This is a genomic window from Actinomadura sp. J1-007 (genome assembly GCF_009793335.1).
In the GTDB taxonomy this organism is placed as follows: Bacteria; Actinomycetota; Actinomycetes; order Streptosporangiales; family Streptosporangiaceae; genus Spirillospora; species Spirillospora yumaensis.
This window is the reverse complement of record NZ_WING01000001.1, coordinates 405155-421059: the sequence shown is the minus strand read 5'-3', so window position 1 is coordinate 421059 and position 15905 is coordinate 405155. Positions and strand designations below refer to the sequence as shown.

The 15905-nt window shown below is 72.3% G+C and carries 15 protein-coding genes and 1 riboswitch; of the genes, 6 read left to right on the top strand and 9 right to left on the bottom strand.

The genetic code is table 11. The features are described 5' to 3' along the window. Nucleotides 1-240: 240 nt before the first annotated feature. Nucleotides 241-603: an iron-sulfur cluster assembly accessory protein gene (locus GEV43_RS01875; protein ID WP_160819213.1), complete on the top strand. Its 363-nt coding sequence runs from the start codon at nt 241-243 to the stop codon at nt 601-603. Nucleotides 604-890: 287 nt separating this feature from the next. Then, on the top strand, nt 891-1877 hold the full coding sequence (locus GEV43_RS01870) for a carbohydrate kinase family protein (RefSeq protein ID WP_160819212.1): 987 nt from the start codon (nt 891-893) through the stop codon (nt 1875-1877). Nucleotides 1878-2080: 203 nt separating this feature from the next. On the opposite strand, the gene GEV43_RS01865 is transcribed toward GEV43_RS01870, so the two are convergent. Together GEV43_RS01865 and GEV43_RS01860 are read right to left on the bottom strand one after the other, a co-directional pair. Beyond that, the gene (locus tag GEV43_RS01865) at nt 2081-2377 is read right to left on the bottom strand and encodes a sulfurtransferase TusA family protein (protein WP_160819211.1); all 297 of its coding nucleotides are present in this window, start codon (nt 2375-2377) and stop codon (nt 2081-2083) included. Nucleotides 2378-2429: 52 nt separating this feature from the next. Continuing rightward, entirely contained in the window at nt 2430-3569 is a 1140-nt protein-coding gene (locus GEV43_RS01860) for a cysteine desulfurase family protein (protein WP_241682738.1), read from the bottom strand. Between the two features lie 181 nt (nt 3570-3750). Between GEV43_RS01860 and coxB the strand changes: the two genes are divergently transcribed. From coxB to GEV43_RS01840, 4 genes are all read left to right on the top strand, one after another. Next, on the top strand, nt 3751-4545 hold the full coding sequence (gene coxB, locus GEV43_RS01855; RefSeq protein ID WP_160819209.1) for a cytochrome c oxidase subunit II: 795 nt from the start codon (nt 3751-3753) through the stop codon (nt 4543-4545). Then, entirely contained in the window at nt 4542-6209 is a 1668-nt protein-coding gene (gene ctaD / locus GEV43_RS01850; RefSeq protein WP_160819208.1) for a cytochrome c oxidase subunit I, read from the top strand. The genes coxB and ctaD overlap by 4 nt, the downstream gene beginning before the upstream one ends. A 3-nt stretch (nt 6210-6212) precedes the next feature. After that, on the top strand, nt 6213-6623 hold the full coding sequence (locus tag GEV43_RS01845) for a cytochrome c oxidase subunit 4 (protein ID WP_160819207.1): 411 nt from the start codon (nt 6213-6215) through the stop codon (nt 6621-6623). A gap of 112 nt (nt 6624-6735) precedes the next feature. After that, nucleotides 6736-8001 (top strand): Ig-like domain-containing protein, encoded by a 1266-nt coding sequence (locus GEV43_RS01840; RefSeq protein ID WP_309239398.1) that lies wholly within the window; start codon nt 6736-6738, stop codon nt 7999-8001. 172 nt (nt 8002-8173) lie between these two features. On the opposite strand, the gene GEV43_RS53155 is transcribed toward GEV43_RS01840, so the two are convergent. The 7 genes from GEV43_RS53155 to GEV43_RS01810 form a co-directional block, all read right to left on the bottom strand. Beyond that, nucleotides 8174-8524, bottom strand: coding sequence for a M48 family metalloprotease (locus GEV43_RS53155; protein ID WP_309239397.1), 351 nt, complete (start codon nt 8522-8524; stop codon nt 8174-8176). Further along, complete coding sequence (locus tag GEV43_RS01835) at nt 8410-9516, bottom strand: M48 family metalloprotease (protein ID WP_254715861.1); 1107 nt, start codon at nt 9514-9516, stop codon at nt 8410-8412. The genes GEV43_RS53155 and GEV43_RS01835 overlap by 115 nt, the downstream gene beginning before the upstream one ends. After that, nucleotides 9513-10919 carry a hypothetical protein gene (locus GEV43_RS01830; protein WP_160819206.1) on the bottom strand — a complete coding sequence of 469 codons (1407 nt, stop codon included), beginning with the start codon at nt 10917-10919 and terminating at the stop codon, nt 9513-9515. The genes GEV43_RS01835 and GEV43_RS01830 overlap by 4 nt, the downstream gene beginning before the upstream one ends. A 48-nt stretch (nt 10920-10967) precedes the next feature. Continuing rightward, the gene (locus GEV43_RS54540; protein WP_160819205.1) at nt 10968-11792 is read right to left on the bottom strand and encodes a CHAP domain-containing protein; all 825 of its coding nucleotides are present in this window, start codon (nt 11790-11792) and stop codon (nt 10968-10970) included. A 98-nt stretch (nt 11793-11890) separates the two neighbouring features. Beyond that, complete coding sequence (locus GEV43_RS01820; RefSeq protein WP_160819204.1) at nt 11891-12424, bottom strand: C40 family peptidase; 534 nt, start codon at nt 12422-12424, stop codon at nt 11891-11893. 29 nt (nt 12425-12453) lie between these two features. Next, a riboswitch (cyclic di-AMP (ydaO/yuaA leader) is annotated at nt 12454-12624 on the bottom strand. 476 nt (nt 12625-13100) lie between these two features. Continuing rightward, nucleotides 13101-14015, bottom strand: a complete 915-nt coding sequence (locus tag GEV43_RS01815) for an NlpC/P60 family protein (protein ID WP_309239396.1) — start codon at nt 14013-14015, stop codon at nt 13101-13103. Between the two features lie 377 nt (nt 14016-14392). Continuing rightward, nucleotides 14393-15796, bottom strand: a complete 1404-nt coding sequence (locus GEV43_RS01810) for an NYN domain-containing protein (RefSeq protein ID WP_309239395.1) — start codon at nt 15794-15796, stop codon at nt 14393-14395. Nucleotides 15797-15905: the final 109 nt, after the last annotated feature.

Here is a 15905-nt window from a genome sequence, read left to right as displayed (position 1 = left end):
CTCCTGCGACGGGGGACTTATCGTCGCTTTGACGACTAATGATGGCACACGGGCGGGCGGGGCGGCGCGGGCAGGGGGGTGTGACGAGGACCGCACCGGGTAGGTGCGTGAAACACTCTGGAAAAGCGGAATGGCCTCATCGCGAGGTACGTTGTCCTACGTTGAGAGGCGTAGGACGACCTCGACGACAGCGACAGTTCGCCGCCACGGGCGGTGCAGTGAGACCCGGGAGCTGAACTTATGACGGTTTCAGGCGAGACCACGCAGGAGACCACGCAGCAGGGCGTCGTCCTCACCGACGCCGCCGCCGAGAAGGCCAAGGGCCTGCTCGAGCAGGAGGGCCGCGACGACCTCGCCCTGCGTGTCGCCGTGCAGCCGGGAGGCTGCTCGGGCCTGATCTACCAGCTCTTCTTCGACGAGCGCGAGATGGACGGCGACCAGGTCCAGGACTTCGACGGCCTGAGCGTGCGGGTCGACCGGATGAGCGCCCCCTACCTCACCGGCGCGACGATCGACTTCGTCGACTCCATCGAGAAGCAGGGCTTCACCATCGACAACCCGAACGCCTCGGGCTCCTGCGCCTGCGGCGACTCGTTCAACTAGCGGCTCCCCGGCCCGCCGGCCCCGACCGGGGCGGCGGACCGTCACGGACCGCTCACGGAACGGCCCGGCACGCTCGAAGCGGCCGGGCCGTTCCGTCGTGTCCGGCCGCCCCCGCTCCAGCCTCGGTCGAGGCGCGATCCAGGGGGCCCAGGGACGCCCCGGTAGGGGTGTGCGCCGACTGCGTTGTGTGGTGCCATGGCAAGTAGTCTTTCCTGGCCCGCGAATCCTTAGGTGGGTTCGGAACAGCCGGCGAGAAGCCGGACGAGACCAACGAGGAGAGCGACGCCGTGCGCATCGCCGTGACAGGGTCCATCGCCACCGACCATCTGATGTCCTTCCCCGGAAGGTTCACCGACCAGCTCCTGCCCGACCAGCTCGACCGGGTGTCGCTGTCCTTCCTGGTCGACGATCTGGAGATCCGGCGCGGCGGCATCGCCGCCAACATCTGCTTCGCCATGGGCAACCTCGGCAAGGAGTCGATCCTCGTCGGCTCGGTCGGCGCCGACTTCGACGACTACCGCTCCTGGCTCGACCGGCACGGCGTCGACACCTCCTCGGTGCACGTGTCGGAGCTGCACCACACGGCCCGGTTCCTGTGCACCACCGACCAGGACCAGAACCAGATCGCCACGTTCTACGCGGGCGCGATGCGGGAGGCCCGCTCGATCGAGCTCCAGCCCGTCGCCGACCGCGTCGGCGGCCTCGACCTCGTCGTCGTCAGCCCGAACGACCCCGAGGCGATGAACCGGCACACCGACGAGTGCCGCACCCGCGGCATCCCGTTCGCCGCCGACCCGTCCCAGCAGCTCGCCCGGATGGACGGCGCGGACGTCCGCCGCCTGATCGACGGCGCCGCCTACCTGTTCACCAACGAGTACGAGAAGGCCCTCTGCGAGGAGAAGACCGGCTGGAGCGAGGCCGAGATCCTCTCCCGCGTCGGCATCCGGGTCACCACCCTCGGCGCCAAGGGCGTCATGATCGACCGCAAGGGCGAGGAGGGCGTGCACGTCCCGTGCGCCGCCGTCGCGAAGCCCGGCGACCCGACCGGCGTCGGCGACGCGTTCCGCGGCGGGTTCCTGTCGGCGACCGCGTGGGGCCTGTCCCTCGAACGCGCCGCCCAGGTCGGCAACGTCATCGCCGCCTACTCGCTGGAGGCCCCCGGGCCGCAGGAGTACGCGTTCGGCAAGGAGGCGTTCCTGGCGCGGCTGACCGACGCCTACGGCGCCGACGCCGCCGCGGAGATCGCCCCGCACCTCTCCTGCCCCAGCCCATGACGCGCTGAACGGCCGCGCTCCGCTCCGGCGCGGAGCGCGGCGACCGCCCGCCCCAGCGCGCGTCGCTGCACGGGGCGCGGCGCGGTCCGCATGTGCGGCGCGCGGTCCGCATGTCCGGCGCCGGTCAGTACGTGCGGCCCGCGGTCAGTACGTGCGGCGCGCGGTCAGCATGTGCGGCGCGGGTCAGCACATGCGGCGCGGGGTCAGTACGTGCGGCGGATGTGGAAGCCCCAGCCTCGCGGCAGCTGCTCCTCGCGGACGAAGTCCTGCGACTTCATCCGGCACCAGGCGGGCACGTCGGTGCGGGCGGCGACGTCGTCGGCGAGGACCGCGACGATCTGGCCCACCGGGACCTCGCGGATCCGCTCGGCGAGCATGATGATCGGGATCGGGCACTTGCGGCCGAGCGCGTCGATGACCAGCACCGGCGGCGGACCGGCCGGGGCGGGGGGCGGCGCCGCGGGCTCCGCGTCGCGGCGCGTACGGCCTCGGAACCTCATGGGCGTGACCGCCTCCCTTGGCTGGCCATCGGGGTGAACGGGATCGCGGGAGTCATGCCGGGCCCACTCCGGCGGTGCGGCGGAGCCGGGCGACGGCGTCGGGGAGCACGGCGAGGAAACGCTCCACGTCGGACGAATCCACCGCACGCGGCAGCGATACCCGCACGTTCCCATGCGTAATCACGCCCATCGCCTCCAGCACATGACTCGGTCGCAGCGTATCCGCCGTACACGAGCTGCCCGACGAAACCGCGAAACCCAACCGGTCCAGTTCCGTCAGCAGAGCCTCTCCCTCCACGTACAGGCACGAGAACGTGACCAGATGTGGCAAGCGCCGCACGGGGTCGCCGACGACCTCGACGTCGGGGACCGTGCGCGTGACGCTCTCGCGGATCCGGTCGACGAGCGCCGACAGGCGCGGCGCGTCGCCCTCCATCTCCGACCGGTACGCCTCCAGCGCCGCGGCGGCGGCGACGGCGCCCGGCACGTTCTCGAAGCCGGGGACGCGGCGGCCCTCCCGCTCGTCGTCGGGCAGCGGCGACCGCCAGCGCGTCCCCTTGCGGATGACCAGCACGCCCACGCCGGGCGGGCCGCCCCACTTGTGCGCGCTCGCCGCCAGGAACGACCAGCCGTCCGGCACGTACATCCGCCCCACCGACTGCGCCGCGTCCACGAGCAGGGGGACGCGGGCCGCGCGGCACGCCTCGGCCGCCTCGGCGACGGGCTGGACGGTGCCGACTTCATGGTTGGCGGACTGGAGGCACGCGAGCGCGGTGTCGGGACGCAGCGCGGCGGCGAACTCGTCGGGGTCCACCCGCCCGCTCCGCCCGACGCCGACGACCGTGACGGAGCCGCCGTCGCGCTCGTGCGCCTCGGCGGTGTGCAGGACGCTGGAGTGCTCGACCGCGCTCACCACCAGATGCCGCCCGACACGCCGACGCGCCCGGAGCGACCCGAGCATCGCCAGCTGGACGGCCTGGGTGCCCGAGGTCGTGAACGCGACCTCGTCGGGACGGACGCCGAGGACCCCCGCGACGCGCGCGCGGGCCTCGTCCAGCCGCACGCGGGCGCGCCTCGCGCCGCCGTACAGCCGGGCCGGGTCGGCCCACGCCCCGTCCAGCGCGCGCAGCAGCGCCTCCCGCGCGGCGGGATGGAGCGGCTCGGTGGAGGCGGCGTCGAGATAGCCTGCCAAGGCGCTCAGGTTAGCCACGCCAGAACACTAACCGGGCACCCGATCAGGGGTCGGCGCGACCCTCGCGCTAGTGTGTCCACCACACGTGTAACAACTGATCTCACCGCCCGGCAGGCCGGGCTTTCATCCGTGGGGAAGGCATTCCGTGAGTCCGACCCGCTCTAGGGAGCGGCGTACGCCTGTGCGCAGTCGCCGCGCATTGAAAAGCGCCGGCGCGCTAGGGCTGCTGGCGCTGTCCGCCACCGCGTGCAGCGGCGAGGCGTCACGCCTGGGCATGCCCGAGCCGATCAGCGACCAGGCCGAGCGCATGCTGAAGCTCTGGCAGGGCTCCTGGATCGCGGCGTTCGCCGTGGGCGCCGTGGTCTGGGGACTGATCATCTGGGCGGTGCTGTTCCACCGCAAGCGCTCCGATGACCTGCCGCCGCAGGTGCGCTACAACATGCCGATCGAGATCCTCTATACGGCGGTCCCGTTCGTCATCATCGCCGTGCTGTTCTACTTCACCGCGCGCGACGAGAACTACGTCGAGAAGACCACCAAGAATCCGGCGGTCACGGTCGACGTCATCGCCTTCCAGTGGAGCTGGCAGTTCGACTACAAGGAGAAGGACGCGTCGGGGCGCGAGCAGAAGGTCGCCTCGGTCGTCGGCACTCCGGTGGCGCCCAACGCTCCGCACGGTGCGAAGCCCGTGATGACCATCCCGGCGGGCAAGACGGTCCGCGTACGGCTGCACTCCAACGACGTCATCCACTCGTTCTGGGTACCGGCGCTCCTCTACAAGAAGGACGTCATGCCCGGCTACAACAACGAGTTCGAGTTCACGGCGAAGAAGCAGGGCACCTACGAGGGACGCTGCGCCGAGCTCTGCGGCGTCGACCACAGCCGGATGCTGTTCCAGCTCCAGGTCGTGTCGCCCGAGCAGTACGCCAAGTTCATCGCCGATTCCAAGGCCAAGATCGCGGGGGGTGCGCAGTGACCACGATCAGTCACGCACCGAGCGCGCCGATCGCCGCGTCGCGGACGAGCAAGGGGCGCATCATCGCCTCCTGGCTGTCGTCCACCGACCACAAGGTGATCGGCTACCTGTACCTGATCACGTCGTTCGTGATGTTCCTGCTCGGCGGCGTCCTGGCGCTGCTGATGCGGGCCGAGCTGTTCAAGCCGGGGCTCCAGATCCTGAGCAACGAGCAGTTCAACCAGATGTTCACGATGCACGGCACGATCATGCTGCTGCTGTTCGCGACGCCGCTGTTCGCGGGGTTCGCCAACGTGGTCATGCCGCTCCAGATCGGCGCGCCCGACGTGGCGTTCCCGCGGATGAACATGCTGGCCTACTGGCTGTTCCTGTTCGGCGGCCTCATCGTGCTCGCGGGCTTCCTCACGCCGGGCGGCGCCGCCAGCTTCGGCTGGTTCGCCTACGCGCCGCTGTCGGACGCGGTGCGCTCGCCGGGCGTCGGCGGCGACATGTGGGTGATGGGCCTGGCGATGTCGGGCTTCGGCACCATCATGGGCGCGGTCAACTTCATCACCACGATCCTGTGCATGCGCGCCCCGGGCATGACGATGTTCCGGATGCCGATCTTCGTGTGGAACATCCTGCTGACCTCGATCCTGGTCCTGCTGGCGTTCCCGGTCCTCGCCGCCGCGCTGCTCGCGCTGGAGGCCGACCGCAAGCTCGGCGCGCACGTGTTCGACGCCGCGCACGGCGGTGCGCTGCTCTGGCAGCACCTGTTCTGGTTCTTCGGGCATCCGGAGGTCTACATCATCGCGCTGCCGTTCTTCGGCATCGTGACCGAGATCCTCCCGGTGTTCAGCCGCAAGCCGCTGTTCGGCTACATCGGCCTGGTCTTCGCGACCATCACCATCGCCGGCCTGTCGATCACGGTGTGGGCGCACCACATGTTCGTCACCGGCCAGGTGCTGCTGCCGTTCTTCTCCTTCATGACGTTCCTCATCGCGGTGCCCACGGGGGTGAAGTTCTTCAACTGGGTGGGGACCATCTGGAGAGGACAACTGACGTTCGAGTCGCCCATGCTGTGGTCGCTCGGATTCCTCGTCACGTTCCTGTTCGGCGGTCTGACCGGCGTCATTCTGGCGTCGCCGCCGATGGACTTCCAGCTCTCCGACTCCTACTTCGTGGTGGCGCACTTCCACTACGTCGTGTTCGGCACCGTGGTCTTCGCGATGTTCGCCGGGTTCTACTTCTGGTGGCCGAAGATGACCGGCAAGATGCTGAACGACCGGCTCGGCAAGCTGCACTTCTGGATGCTGTTCCTCGGCTTCCACGGCACGTTCCTCGTCCAGCACTGGCTGGGCGCCGAGGGAATGCCGCGCCGCTACGCCGACTACGCCAACGAGTTCACCGGGCTGAACCAGGTCTCGACGATCTCCTCGTTCGTCCTCGGCCTGTCGATGCTGCCGTTCTTCTACAACATCTACATCACGGCGAAGAAGGGCAAGAAGGTCGAGGTCGACGACCCCTGGGGCTACGGCAACTCCCTGGAATGGGCGACGTCCTGCCCGCCGCCCCGGCACAACTTCAACTCGATCCCGAAGATCCGGTCCGAGCGGCCCGCATTCGACCTGCACCACCCGAAGGTGGGCGCCAAGGGCGAGCTCGCCGGGACGAAGGGGGAGTAGCCGATGCGCGTTCAGGCGTTCATGTTCTACGGGTGCGCGGTCTTCTTCCTCGCCACCGACGTCGTCTACTGGCTCTGGTCCAAGGACTGGACGGGCACGACCGCGCTCGCCCTGTCCATCGGGCTGGCCGGCCTGATCGGGTTCTACATCCACTTCACCGTGCGGCGGCTGGAGAGCTCCAACGGCGGGCCGCTGTACGAGGACGACCCCGAGGGCGACATCGCCGACGCGGCGGGCGAGCTGGGCTTCTTCAGCCCGCACAGCTGGTGGCCGCTGTTCCTCGGCCTGTCGGCCGCGCTGATCGCGCTCGGCGTGGTCTTCGGCTGGTGGATGGTCTTCCTCGGCACCGCCGCCATGCTGATGTCCACGATCGGTCTGGTCTTCGAGTACTACCGGGGTCACTTCGCCCACTGATCGGTAAAGGACGTTCAAGGGGGCGGAGGCCCGCGTTTACGCGGGCCTCCGCCCTTTAATAATGACCTCGTACACGTACGCACGGTGACATCTCAGTGACGGGGGAGCGACGGTGGGCGTCGGCGTTTCGGGACCGAGGGACCGGGGGCGTCGGGCCGCCGCGTTGCTCCTCGGGGTGGCGGTGGCGGCCGGGGCGGCCGCCTGTTCCAGCGATGACGCGCCGGACGGCAAGGACGCCGTCCGGCTCTCGGTCTCGCCCGGCGGCGGCGGCGACCGGCTCCGCCCCGAGAGCGAGATCGCCGTGCGGGCCAAGAGCGGCACGATCGAGAACGTGTCGGTGCTGTCCAAGGGCGGCGAGCAGGTCGAGGGCTACCTCACCCCGGACCGGACCCAGTGGCGTTCCCGCTGGTCGCTGAACCCCGGCGCCGCGTACACGGTCAACGCGACCGCGCTCGGACGGGACGGCAGGACGCAGAGCGTCAACAGCAGCTTCGCGACCGAGAAGGCGGAGAAGACGGTCGCGATGACGGTCGAGGCGCCGTTCAACAAGGAGACGGTCGGCGTCGGCATCCCGATCATCATGCAGTTCGACCGTCCGGTCACCGACCGCGCCGCCGTGGAACGGGCCCTGGAGGTGCGCTCCAGCAAGCCGGTCGAGGGGGCCTGGCACTGGTTCGGCGACCGGGAGGTCGTGTTCCGGACCAAGAAGTACTGGCCGGCGCAGACGAAGGTCAGCTTCCGGGCGCACCTGAGCGGCGTCCCCGCGGCCAAGAACGTCTACGGCGGCAAGAACTACACCGTCGACTTCAAGATCGGTGACGAGCACATCGTGAAGGCGGGCGAGAACTCGCACATGATGACCGTCCGCAAGAACGGCAAGAAGGTCCGCACGATCCCGGTCAGCATGGGCATGGGCGGTGCCGAGAAGTACACCACCACCAACGGCAACCACCTGACCATGGAGAAGGCGAGCCCGGTCATCATGGACTCGTCCACGGTCGGCTGCGGTCCCGGCTGCGCCGGCTACTACCGGCAGACGGTGTACTCGGCGGTCCGGATCTCCGACAGCGGCGAGTACGTGCACAGCGCGCCCTGGTCGGTCGGCTCCCAGGGCAACAGCAACGTCAGCCACGGCTGCGTCAACGTCAGCCCGTCCGACGCGAGCTGGTTCTACGACTTCTCCTACCGGGGCGACCCGTTCAAGGTGACGGGGACGAGCCGGGAGCTGGAGCCGGAGAACGGCTGGGGCTACTGGCAGCTCAACTGGGCCGACTGGATGAAGGGCAGCGCGCTCAAGCGCTCGGTGACGGCGGGCCCGCACCCCTCCGGCCCGCAGACGGCGGGCTCCCAGGCCGCCGACGCGGGCGCCGGCGCCTGACCCCGCCCCCGGTGGGGGACAGCGGACCCCGGCGGAGGACAGCGGGCCTCTGGCCCGAGGCAGCGGTCCCGGCGGGGGACAGCGGACCCGGTCCGGGGTCAGCGGTCCCGGTCCGGGGCAGCGGTCCTAGCGGGGGTCAGCGGTCGCGGCCCGGGGCAGGGGTCCCGGTGGGTCAGCGGTCGCGGAGGGGCGGGGGGACGGGGGCGTGGTGCATTCTGGCCCAGTCCCTGGCCATGGCGATCCGTTCGGGGCCGGCCGGGTGGGTGAGCCACAGCAGGTACTCCACCGGGTCCGGGGCGAGGTCGGAGATGTTGCGCACCGACAGCTCGTGCTGCATCGACGCGAACGTGCCCGGGTCGCGCGTGAGGTCGAGGGCGTGCGCGTCGGCGCGGGCCTCGATGTGGCGGCTCACGAGGTTCTGGACCGGCGTGCCGATCTGCGTGGCGACCGCGACGAGCGCGAGCAGCAGCGCCGCCGAACGGGGGTCGGACGCACCCGTTCCCCTGCGCGGCTCGGCCGGCACGTCCACCCCGCGCGCCGCAGGAGCCGCGGAGAGGTCAGCAGGAGCTGGAGGAGGCAGATCGCCCCGGCGACGCCGAGCGCGCCCACCAGCGTGCCCCACAGGACGTCGTTGTGCTTGGCGTGCCCCAGCTCGTGCGCGACGATCGACTCGATCCGGTCGCGGGGCGACTTGAGCAGCGTGTCGTACACCACGATGCGGCGGGTGGAGCCGAAGCCCGACACGTACGCGTTGAGGGACGTCGTCCGGCGGGACGCGTCGGCGACCAGGACGTCCTCGACGGGCACGCCGTCGCGGGACGCCATCGCCAGCAGGTCGGTGCGCAGGTCGCCCTTCGGCAGCGGGTGGAACCTGTTGAAGACCGGCTCCACCGCCACCGGGTAGAGGAACGACACCGCGACGACCAGCGCGAACCCGCCGCCCGCGGCGCCCGCCCACCAGTACCGGGGGAACCGCCGGACCAGCGCGTAGAGCAGCAGCAGCGCCACCGTGTAGATCACCCAGGTGACGCCGAGGGACTTGAGCTGGTCGACGAGCCAGGCGGGCCAGGACTGCGTGGAGACGCCGTAGCGGCGCAGCACCGACTCGCTCCAGATGTCGAACGGCAGGCCGCACAGCCGCAGCACCGTCGTCAGGACGACGGCGGCGAGCGCGATCCTGAGCGGCCAGCGCCGCACCCGCGCGGTCGTCCAGCCGACCAGGCGGGAGCCGGCCGGGCTCAGCCCGAGGGCGAGGACGACCACGAGCCCCGCGACCAGGCCGGCGTAGGCGGGCGGGTTCACCGCCGAGTCGAACGCCCGGGACCTGGCGATCTCGCCGGGGGAGAAGTCGAGCGCCGGGTCGGGGGCGGCGTGCCCGCCGGGGACGTGGCCGGGCAGCGGGTTCCACGGGGTGGTCAGGGCCAGCACGATCCCGACGGCGGCGAACAGCACGGCCGCCGTGACGGCGGCGGCGATCCTGGACGTCCGTGCGCCGCTGCCGGCCGGCTCGCTCATCCCAGCTCCTTGGTCAGGTGGTCGCGCCACAGGGCGGTGAGGCGGCCGGGGGTGAGGCCGAGCACGTCGCGGAGGGCGGCCGCCTCGCCGGCCCGCCCGGCGGCCCGGTAGAGCCGCACGAGCGCCGTCTCACCGTACCGGTCCGCGATCATGCGGCAGGCGAGCCAGGACTCCTGGTACGCCTGGGAGAGCCGTCCCGAGCCCGCGTCGAACGCGGCGGCGCCCGGCAGCGCGGAGGGGAGCCGTCCCGCCGCGACCTCGCGGCGCAGCTCGCCCGCCGCGGTCCGGGCGTCCACCTTCGCGCCGCGGTAGCCGACGTAGTCGGCGAAGCCCTCGATGAGCCAGAGCGGGGTGCGGCCGTCGCGGGCGCCGCCGGTCGCGACGTGGGTCAGCTCGTGGGTGAGGACGACGTCGCGGCCGAGCGCGTTCAGGCGGCCGAACGTGGCGGGCGCGATGATGATCCGGTCCTCGCCGCGCCCGCCGCCGGCGGCGGGCGCGACCGCGGCGAGCGCCGCGATCTCGTGGAGGTCCTGGCCCTCGCCGGCGAGCGCGGAGGCGCGGGCGGGGTCGGCGGGGACGAGGGCGACCGCCCGCCGCGCCCAGCCCCTGCCGAGGACGGAGGTGACGGCGGGCACGGCCGCGTCGAGGCGGCGCGCGATCTCGTCGAGGTCGCCGGCGTCGCCCGCGACCAGGCAGGAACGGCCCCGGACGGCGCGCAGCATCCCGCCGTCCCAGATGTCGGGGTCGTCGGTGAGGCCGCGGCGCGCGCCGTCCCCGACGATCCCCCAGGCCCCGGACCTGGGCGCGAACGCGAGGTAGCGGGTGCGGGCCACCTGGCCCCGGTCGAAGCCGCGCAGCCGGTAGCGGAGCTCCAGACGGACGACCGCCGTGCCGGCGCCCGCGTCCGCGCCGCCGTCCGGGGCGGCGGACTCGACGCGGACGAGCCGTTCCTCCCATGACTCCAGGGGCAGTGCGCGGAGGTTGTCGAACACGCGGGCCTGGGCGGCCTGGAAGGCGGCGGGCGCGGAGCCGACGGTGGCGAGGAACGCGGCGCGGTCGCCTTCCCGTACGGCGCGGGAGCGGTTGGCGAGCACGACGCGGGCTGGGCCGGGCTCGAACGGCACGGCGGGCGACGCGGAGGCCGGACGCGAGCCCGAACGGCCCGAACGGTCCGAGCGGGCGGCGGCGAGACCGGCCCCGGCGGCGACGCAGGCCGCCGCGCCCGCCGACCCGAGGAGCAGCGCCCGGCGCCGTGTCAGCCGCGCCCCGCCGCCGGAGCCCTCCGCAACCTCGGGGGCCTTCGGGGCGGGCGACGGCTCGGCCGGGGAGGCGGACGGCGCGGCCCCGCCCTCGGGCCGGTCGGTGCCGGTCCGAGGGCGGGGCCCGTCGGCGTCGTTCGCCATGCGCGCGATCCTATTCAGAGCACCCGGGTGCCGATGACCGGCGCCGTGTCAGCCCGCGTACTCGGGGTAGCCGTAGCCGACGATCTGGTCGGCCGAGCGCTCCCGGACGCGGACGGCGTTGGAGGTGTTGCCCTCCACGGCCTCGACGCCGTCGTCGGTGCCCTTGACGACGAGCCCGACGTGGTCGATGTCGTCCTCGGACCCGCCGCCGTCCCAGGAGTAGAACACGATCGCGCCGGGCTTCGGGGTGGTGCCCCAGCGGTCCTGCTCCTTGAACCAGCGGGCGTGGGCGACCGTCCACGCGTCGCTGCCGAACTGCTCGGAGAACCCGAGCCGTTCGCCGATCCAGGAGACGAACATGTCGCACCACTGGGCGTCGGCGTACTCCTGGACCGAGCCGCCGTCGCGCGCGACGGTCTGCCTGGCCCGGTCGGTGGACATGTACCAGTTCTGGAACTTGGTGGTGCCGCCGCCGTCCTCCTCCGTGCCGACCTGCGACCTGGCCAGGTCGATGGCCTGGGCGGCCGTGGGCCGTTCGGCCTCGGGCTTCGGCTTCGGCTTCGGCGCGGACTCGGGATCGCCGGCGGGCGCCGCCGCCCTGGGGGAGGCGGCCTGCTTCGGTACGGCTCTCGCGCCGTCCTCCGCCTTCTGGCCGTTCCCCGCCTTCGGGTCGGCCTTCGTGCTCCGCCCGCCGGCCGCCGCCATGTCGGTGGCGGCGGCGGAACGCCCGGCGCCGTCGGACCTGTCGGGGCCGACCACGGCCGCCTGGGCGGTCGCGGCGGCGGTCCCGAGCACGGCGGCGCCGACGACGAGGCTGCCGGTCGTGCGGAGGGTGAGCGAGAGCCTGTTCTGCTTTCGGTGTCTTCCAGTCACAGCGGGCCACTCCGGAAATGGGAAGGGGCGCGGCCGCCGCCGGGGGATAGGGGGCAGGCGGCGGCCGCGCCCTGGTACGGGACGGTCGGGAGAGCGCCCTAGTAGGGGCGTACGGCGCCGGAGAAGGACTTCTTCCGGTAGGCGTCGAGCTTCACGACCTTCACGTGGCTCCCGCTGTGCGGAGCGTGGATCATGTAGATCTTCTTGCCGACGTGCTTGGTGACGATCCCCACGTGGCCCTTGCCGTTGAAGAACACCAGGTCACCCGGGGCGAGCTTGTTCCAGGAGACCTTGTTCCTCACGGCGCTGTACTGGGCGCCGGTGACGCGGGGGAGTTTCACGCCGGCCTTCTTGTACGCCCACTGGGCGAGACCGGAGCAGTCGAACGCGTTCGGGCCCGCCGCGCCGTAGCGGTACGGCTTGCCCTTCTTCGCGTGGGCGTACTTGAGCGCCTTCTGCGCGGTCTTCTGCCGCTGCGCCCAAGTCTTGTGCTGAGCCTGCTTGACGACCTTGGCGACCGGTACCGCCTTGGCGGCGGCGTGGGCCGGGGGCGCGTGCACGCCCGCGACCAGGGGGAGGGCCACCGCGGTCGCGGCCACGAGACCGCCGGCGAGGCGGGCGGGCCGGGCCATGCTGATGACAGCGTTGCTGGACAGGGGTCACTCCTTCTTCCAGACGCCTACCGGGTTAGCTGACGGGTTCGGGCGTGGAAGGTGCCCTACGGCCGGGCCCGTGGGCCCCGGCCGATTCACCCCGTTGCCTGGTCCAGGGGGCTGGACCGGGCGGTTGGGTCCCCGGCTCCGCGCTGTGGCGGACTCGGCGCTGCCGCTGGCGTTCTCCCGGGCGCGATGGGGCCCGTGCACGGGACCCTTGTGTCCCGGTGCGGAGGAGCGGCGCTGAGTTGTGCAGAAGCGGCGGGCCCCGGATCCGACGTGGCGCGCTCTCAGCGCCATGCACGCTGCGGCGTGCGCACGGTTCGGCCGGGCCGGCCATGGGGGTCGCGGCACGTGGTTCGTGCCGCGGCACGGCGGTCGAGCCGCCGTGCGGGGCGCGGCGCATGGGAGGCGTCGCGTGGGACGCGGCGGCTGGAAGGCGCCGCGAGTGGTGCCAAAGTACCAAAGGGCAAGGCTTAGGCAAATCCCGGGCAAAAAACTTTACTTTGCAGGTCAGCGCGGGTACGCCGGGCGTCCTGCCCGTCCCCGGGAACGCCGAAGGCCCGCCGTCCGGTCCTGAGCGGACCTGGAGGGCGGGCCTGGACGTCGCGCGGCCGGGACCCGGAGTGAGCCCTGCCGGGTGGCCGTACGGCCGCTACGGGCGTCCCGCGCCGTAGTAGTTCGAGGCGTAGTAGCCGGAGGTGATGTCCACGACCTCGACGTTCTTGCCGGTACGCGGCGCGTGGATCATCTTGCCGCCGCCGACGTACATGCCGACGTGCCCGAGGCTGTTGAAGAACACCAGGTCGCCGGGCTGGAGGGAGCCCTTGTCGACGCGCTTGGTGGCGGCGTACTGGGAGTTGGTGGTGCGGGTGATGCTGACGCCCGCGGCGCCCCACGACTTCATCGTGAGGCCGGAGCAGTCGTACGAGCTCGGGCCGGTGGCGCCGTAGGAGTACGGCTTGCCGAGCTGCGCGTACGCGAAGTTCAGGGCCTTCGCCGCCGAGCCGCTGGCGGGGCCGTGGTACGAGCCGCCGGTGCCGCCGCCCTTGCCCGGGGTGTCGGCCTTCTGGCCGAGCTTGGCGAGCAGCTTCTTCTGCTGCGCGACCGACTTGTCGATCTTCTTCTTCTGGTCCCGCAGCTCCTTGGCCTTGCCCGCGACCTCGTTGTAGCCGGTCTGGGCCTGCGCCTCCTGGCGGCGCAGCCGCTGCGCGGAGGTGAGGAACTGGGCCAGCTCGCCGTTGCGGTTCGACGAGAGCTGCGCGAGCACCGACGCCTGGTCGAGCACGGCCTGCGGGTCGCGGCCGCCGACGAAGCCCTGGACGTCGCCGGTGTCGCCGTTCTTGTACGCCGAGGCGGCCATCTCGGCCATCTTGCGGCGCTGCTCCTCGAACGCGGTCTTCTCGGCCGCGCTGGACTTCTTGGCCGCCTGGAGCTTCTTCTTGGCGACCTTGAGCTGCTCGTTGACCTGGTTGTACTTCTCGACGAGCTGGTCGACCTGCTCGTTCAGTCTGGTCAGCTTCTTCTGGACCTCACTCGCGCTCGGCTTCGGCGCGGCCTGCGCCGTCACCGCCGGAATGCTGAAGGAGGCCGTCACGGCCAGGCAGGCGGTCGCCGCCAGCCGCCGCGAGGCGCCGCCCCCCAGGGCACCGCTCCGCTGGCTCCGCGAACGCGCGGAGGCCCCGGTGAGATCTTTGGCCACGGTCGAAATCGCCCCTCTCATCCAAGACGTCAGCGCCCGACATTAGCGATGGCCCACACCCGTCACAACCGAATCGTCACTCTTGCACTGGTTATTCGTGGAACACCCACTTTGTGTGAGCACAAGATCACTTACCGCTCCCGACAGCACGGGTCAGCCCCGCGTTCCGCGCGGAACGGCGCACCGGACGCGACGCGGGGGACACCGGTGACCTGAGTGGCAAGGGACCCGGACGGCTCGTACGGCTAGCCGCGGCCGAGCCGGCGCAGCAGCAGGGTGGACGGCGCGGGCCGCGCGCCCGCCCGCCGCGCCGCGTCCGCGACCTCCCGGTCGGACGACACGACCACCAGCGCGCGCCCGTGCGGCTCGGCGCGGACCAGCTCGCCGATCAGCTCGTCGGCGGTCTGCCCGGGACGGCTGAACAGCACCCGCACGCCGCGCGGCGCGGCGATCGCGACCGGCGCGTCCAGCTCGGCGCCGTCGAACACGCAGGTGACCTCGGCGCGGGTCTGCGCGGCGAGGCCGCCGAGGCCCGAGAGCAGTCGGCTGCGCTGGTCGGACAGCGGCAGCTCGCCGTAGCCCGACTTGGTGACGTTGTAGCCGTCGACGACGAGGTGCACGCGCGGGAGCGTCAGCAGCCGGTCGAGCAGTTGCGGGTCGCTGTCGGACAGCGCGCGGCCGGGCAGCGCGCCGTGCGCGAGCCGTTCGGGCTCCAGCCCGCCGACCGCGTCGGCCGGGCGCCCGATCGTGGACGGCAGCGCCAGCTCGCGGCGCACGCCCTGCGCCGCGTCCACCAGCGTGTCGAGCAGCATCCGCAGCCGCACGTCGTCGACGTTGCGGCCCTCGCGCGCGGCCCGCCTGGCGGCCTCGGCGTTGGCCTCGGCCTGCCCGACCCGCCCGCGCAGCTTGCGCAGCTCCTTGTCGGCGGCCGTGGCGACCTCCCGCGCGGCGGCCAGCTCCCGCTCGCTCACCGCGGCGACCTCCTCGGCCCGGTCCTGCGCGGTGCGCGCCTTCGCGCGCGCGTCGTGCAGCTTGCGGCGCAGCTCGGCCACCTCGGACTTCGCCTCGCGCAGCTCCGAGCGCAGCTTCTCCAGCTCGGCGGCGCGGGCGGAGCGGGCGGCGGCCAGCTCCTCGCGCAACGCGGCGACGCGGCGTTCGGCGGCCTCGCCCTCGACCGCGCTCGCGGACCGCTCCAGCTCCTCGCGCGCCGCCTCCACCAGGCCCGTCCACCCCTCGGGGCGCAGCAGGTAGGCGATGGCGGCGACCGCCACCGGGTCGGCGGCGGGCGGCACGTCGCGGGCCTCGACCGCGTCGACCAGGTCGGGCTGCGCCTCGCGCAGCGGCGCGGCCACCCGCAGCCGGAACGCCTCGTCCTTCTCCAGCAGCGCGGCGATCGGCTGCCCGGCGAGCTTGGCGCGCTTGCGGCGCTCGAACCGCGCGAACGGGCGCAGCTGCGCGGGGACCTCGTCGGACGGCAGCGCGCCGAGCAGCTCCGCGGCGGTCTCCACGACGCTCTGCCGGACCGCCTCGGGCAGGGGACGGGCCAGGCGCTCCGCCGCTTCCGGGCCGCTGTCGATGATCCCGCTCCTCCCAGACCGCTGCCGGTGCCCCGCGCTCTTCCGGGTGACAGGGTGTCTTCCCCGGGGCACAGGCACCTTAACCAGCACGGACACATGATCGGCCGGAACGCGCGCCGCGTGCGCGCCTCCGCCCCCGCGGCCACCGGTTCACCCTAGCGGGCGCGGCTCTGTCGGTGGC

Bases quoted from the DNA above. Each gene is read 5' to 3' on its own strand.
- GEV43_RS01835 (WP_254715861.1), bottom strand. From the start codon at position 9,516: ATGAGCGAGCCGGCCGGCAGCGGCGCACGGACGTCCAGGATCGCCGCC.
- GEV43_RS01865 (WP_160819211.1), bottom strand. From the start codon at position 2,377: ATGAGGTTCCGAGGCCGTACGCGCCGCGACGCGGAGCCCGCGGCGCCG.
- GEV43_RS01820 (WP_160819204.1), bottom strand. From the start codon at position 12,424: ATGGCCCGGCCCGCCCGCCTCGCCGGCGGTCTCGTGGCCGCGACCGCG.
- GEV43_RS01845 (WP_160819207.1), top strand. From the start codon at position 6,213: ATGCGCGTTCAGGCGTTCATGTTCTACGGGTGCGCGGTCTTCTTCCTC.
- GEV43_RS01830 (WP_160819206.1), bottom strand. From the start codon at position 10,919: ATGGCGAACGACGCCGACGGGCCCCGCCCTCGGACCGGCACCGACCGG.
- GEV43_RS01875 (WP_160819213.1), top strand. From the start codon at position 241: ATGACGGTTTCAGGCGAGACCACGCAGGAGACCACGCAGCAGGGCGTC.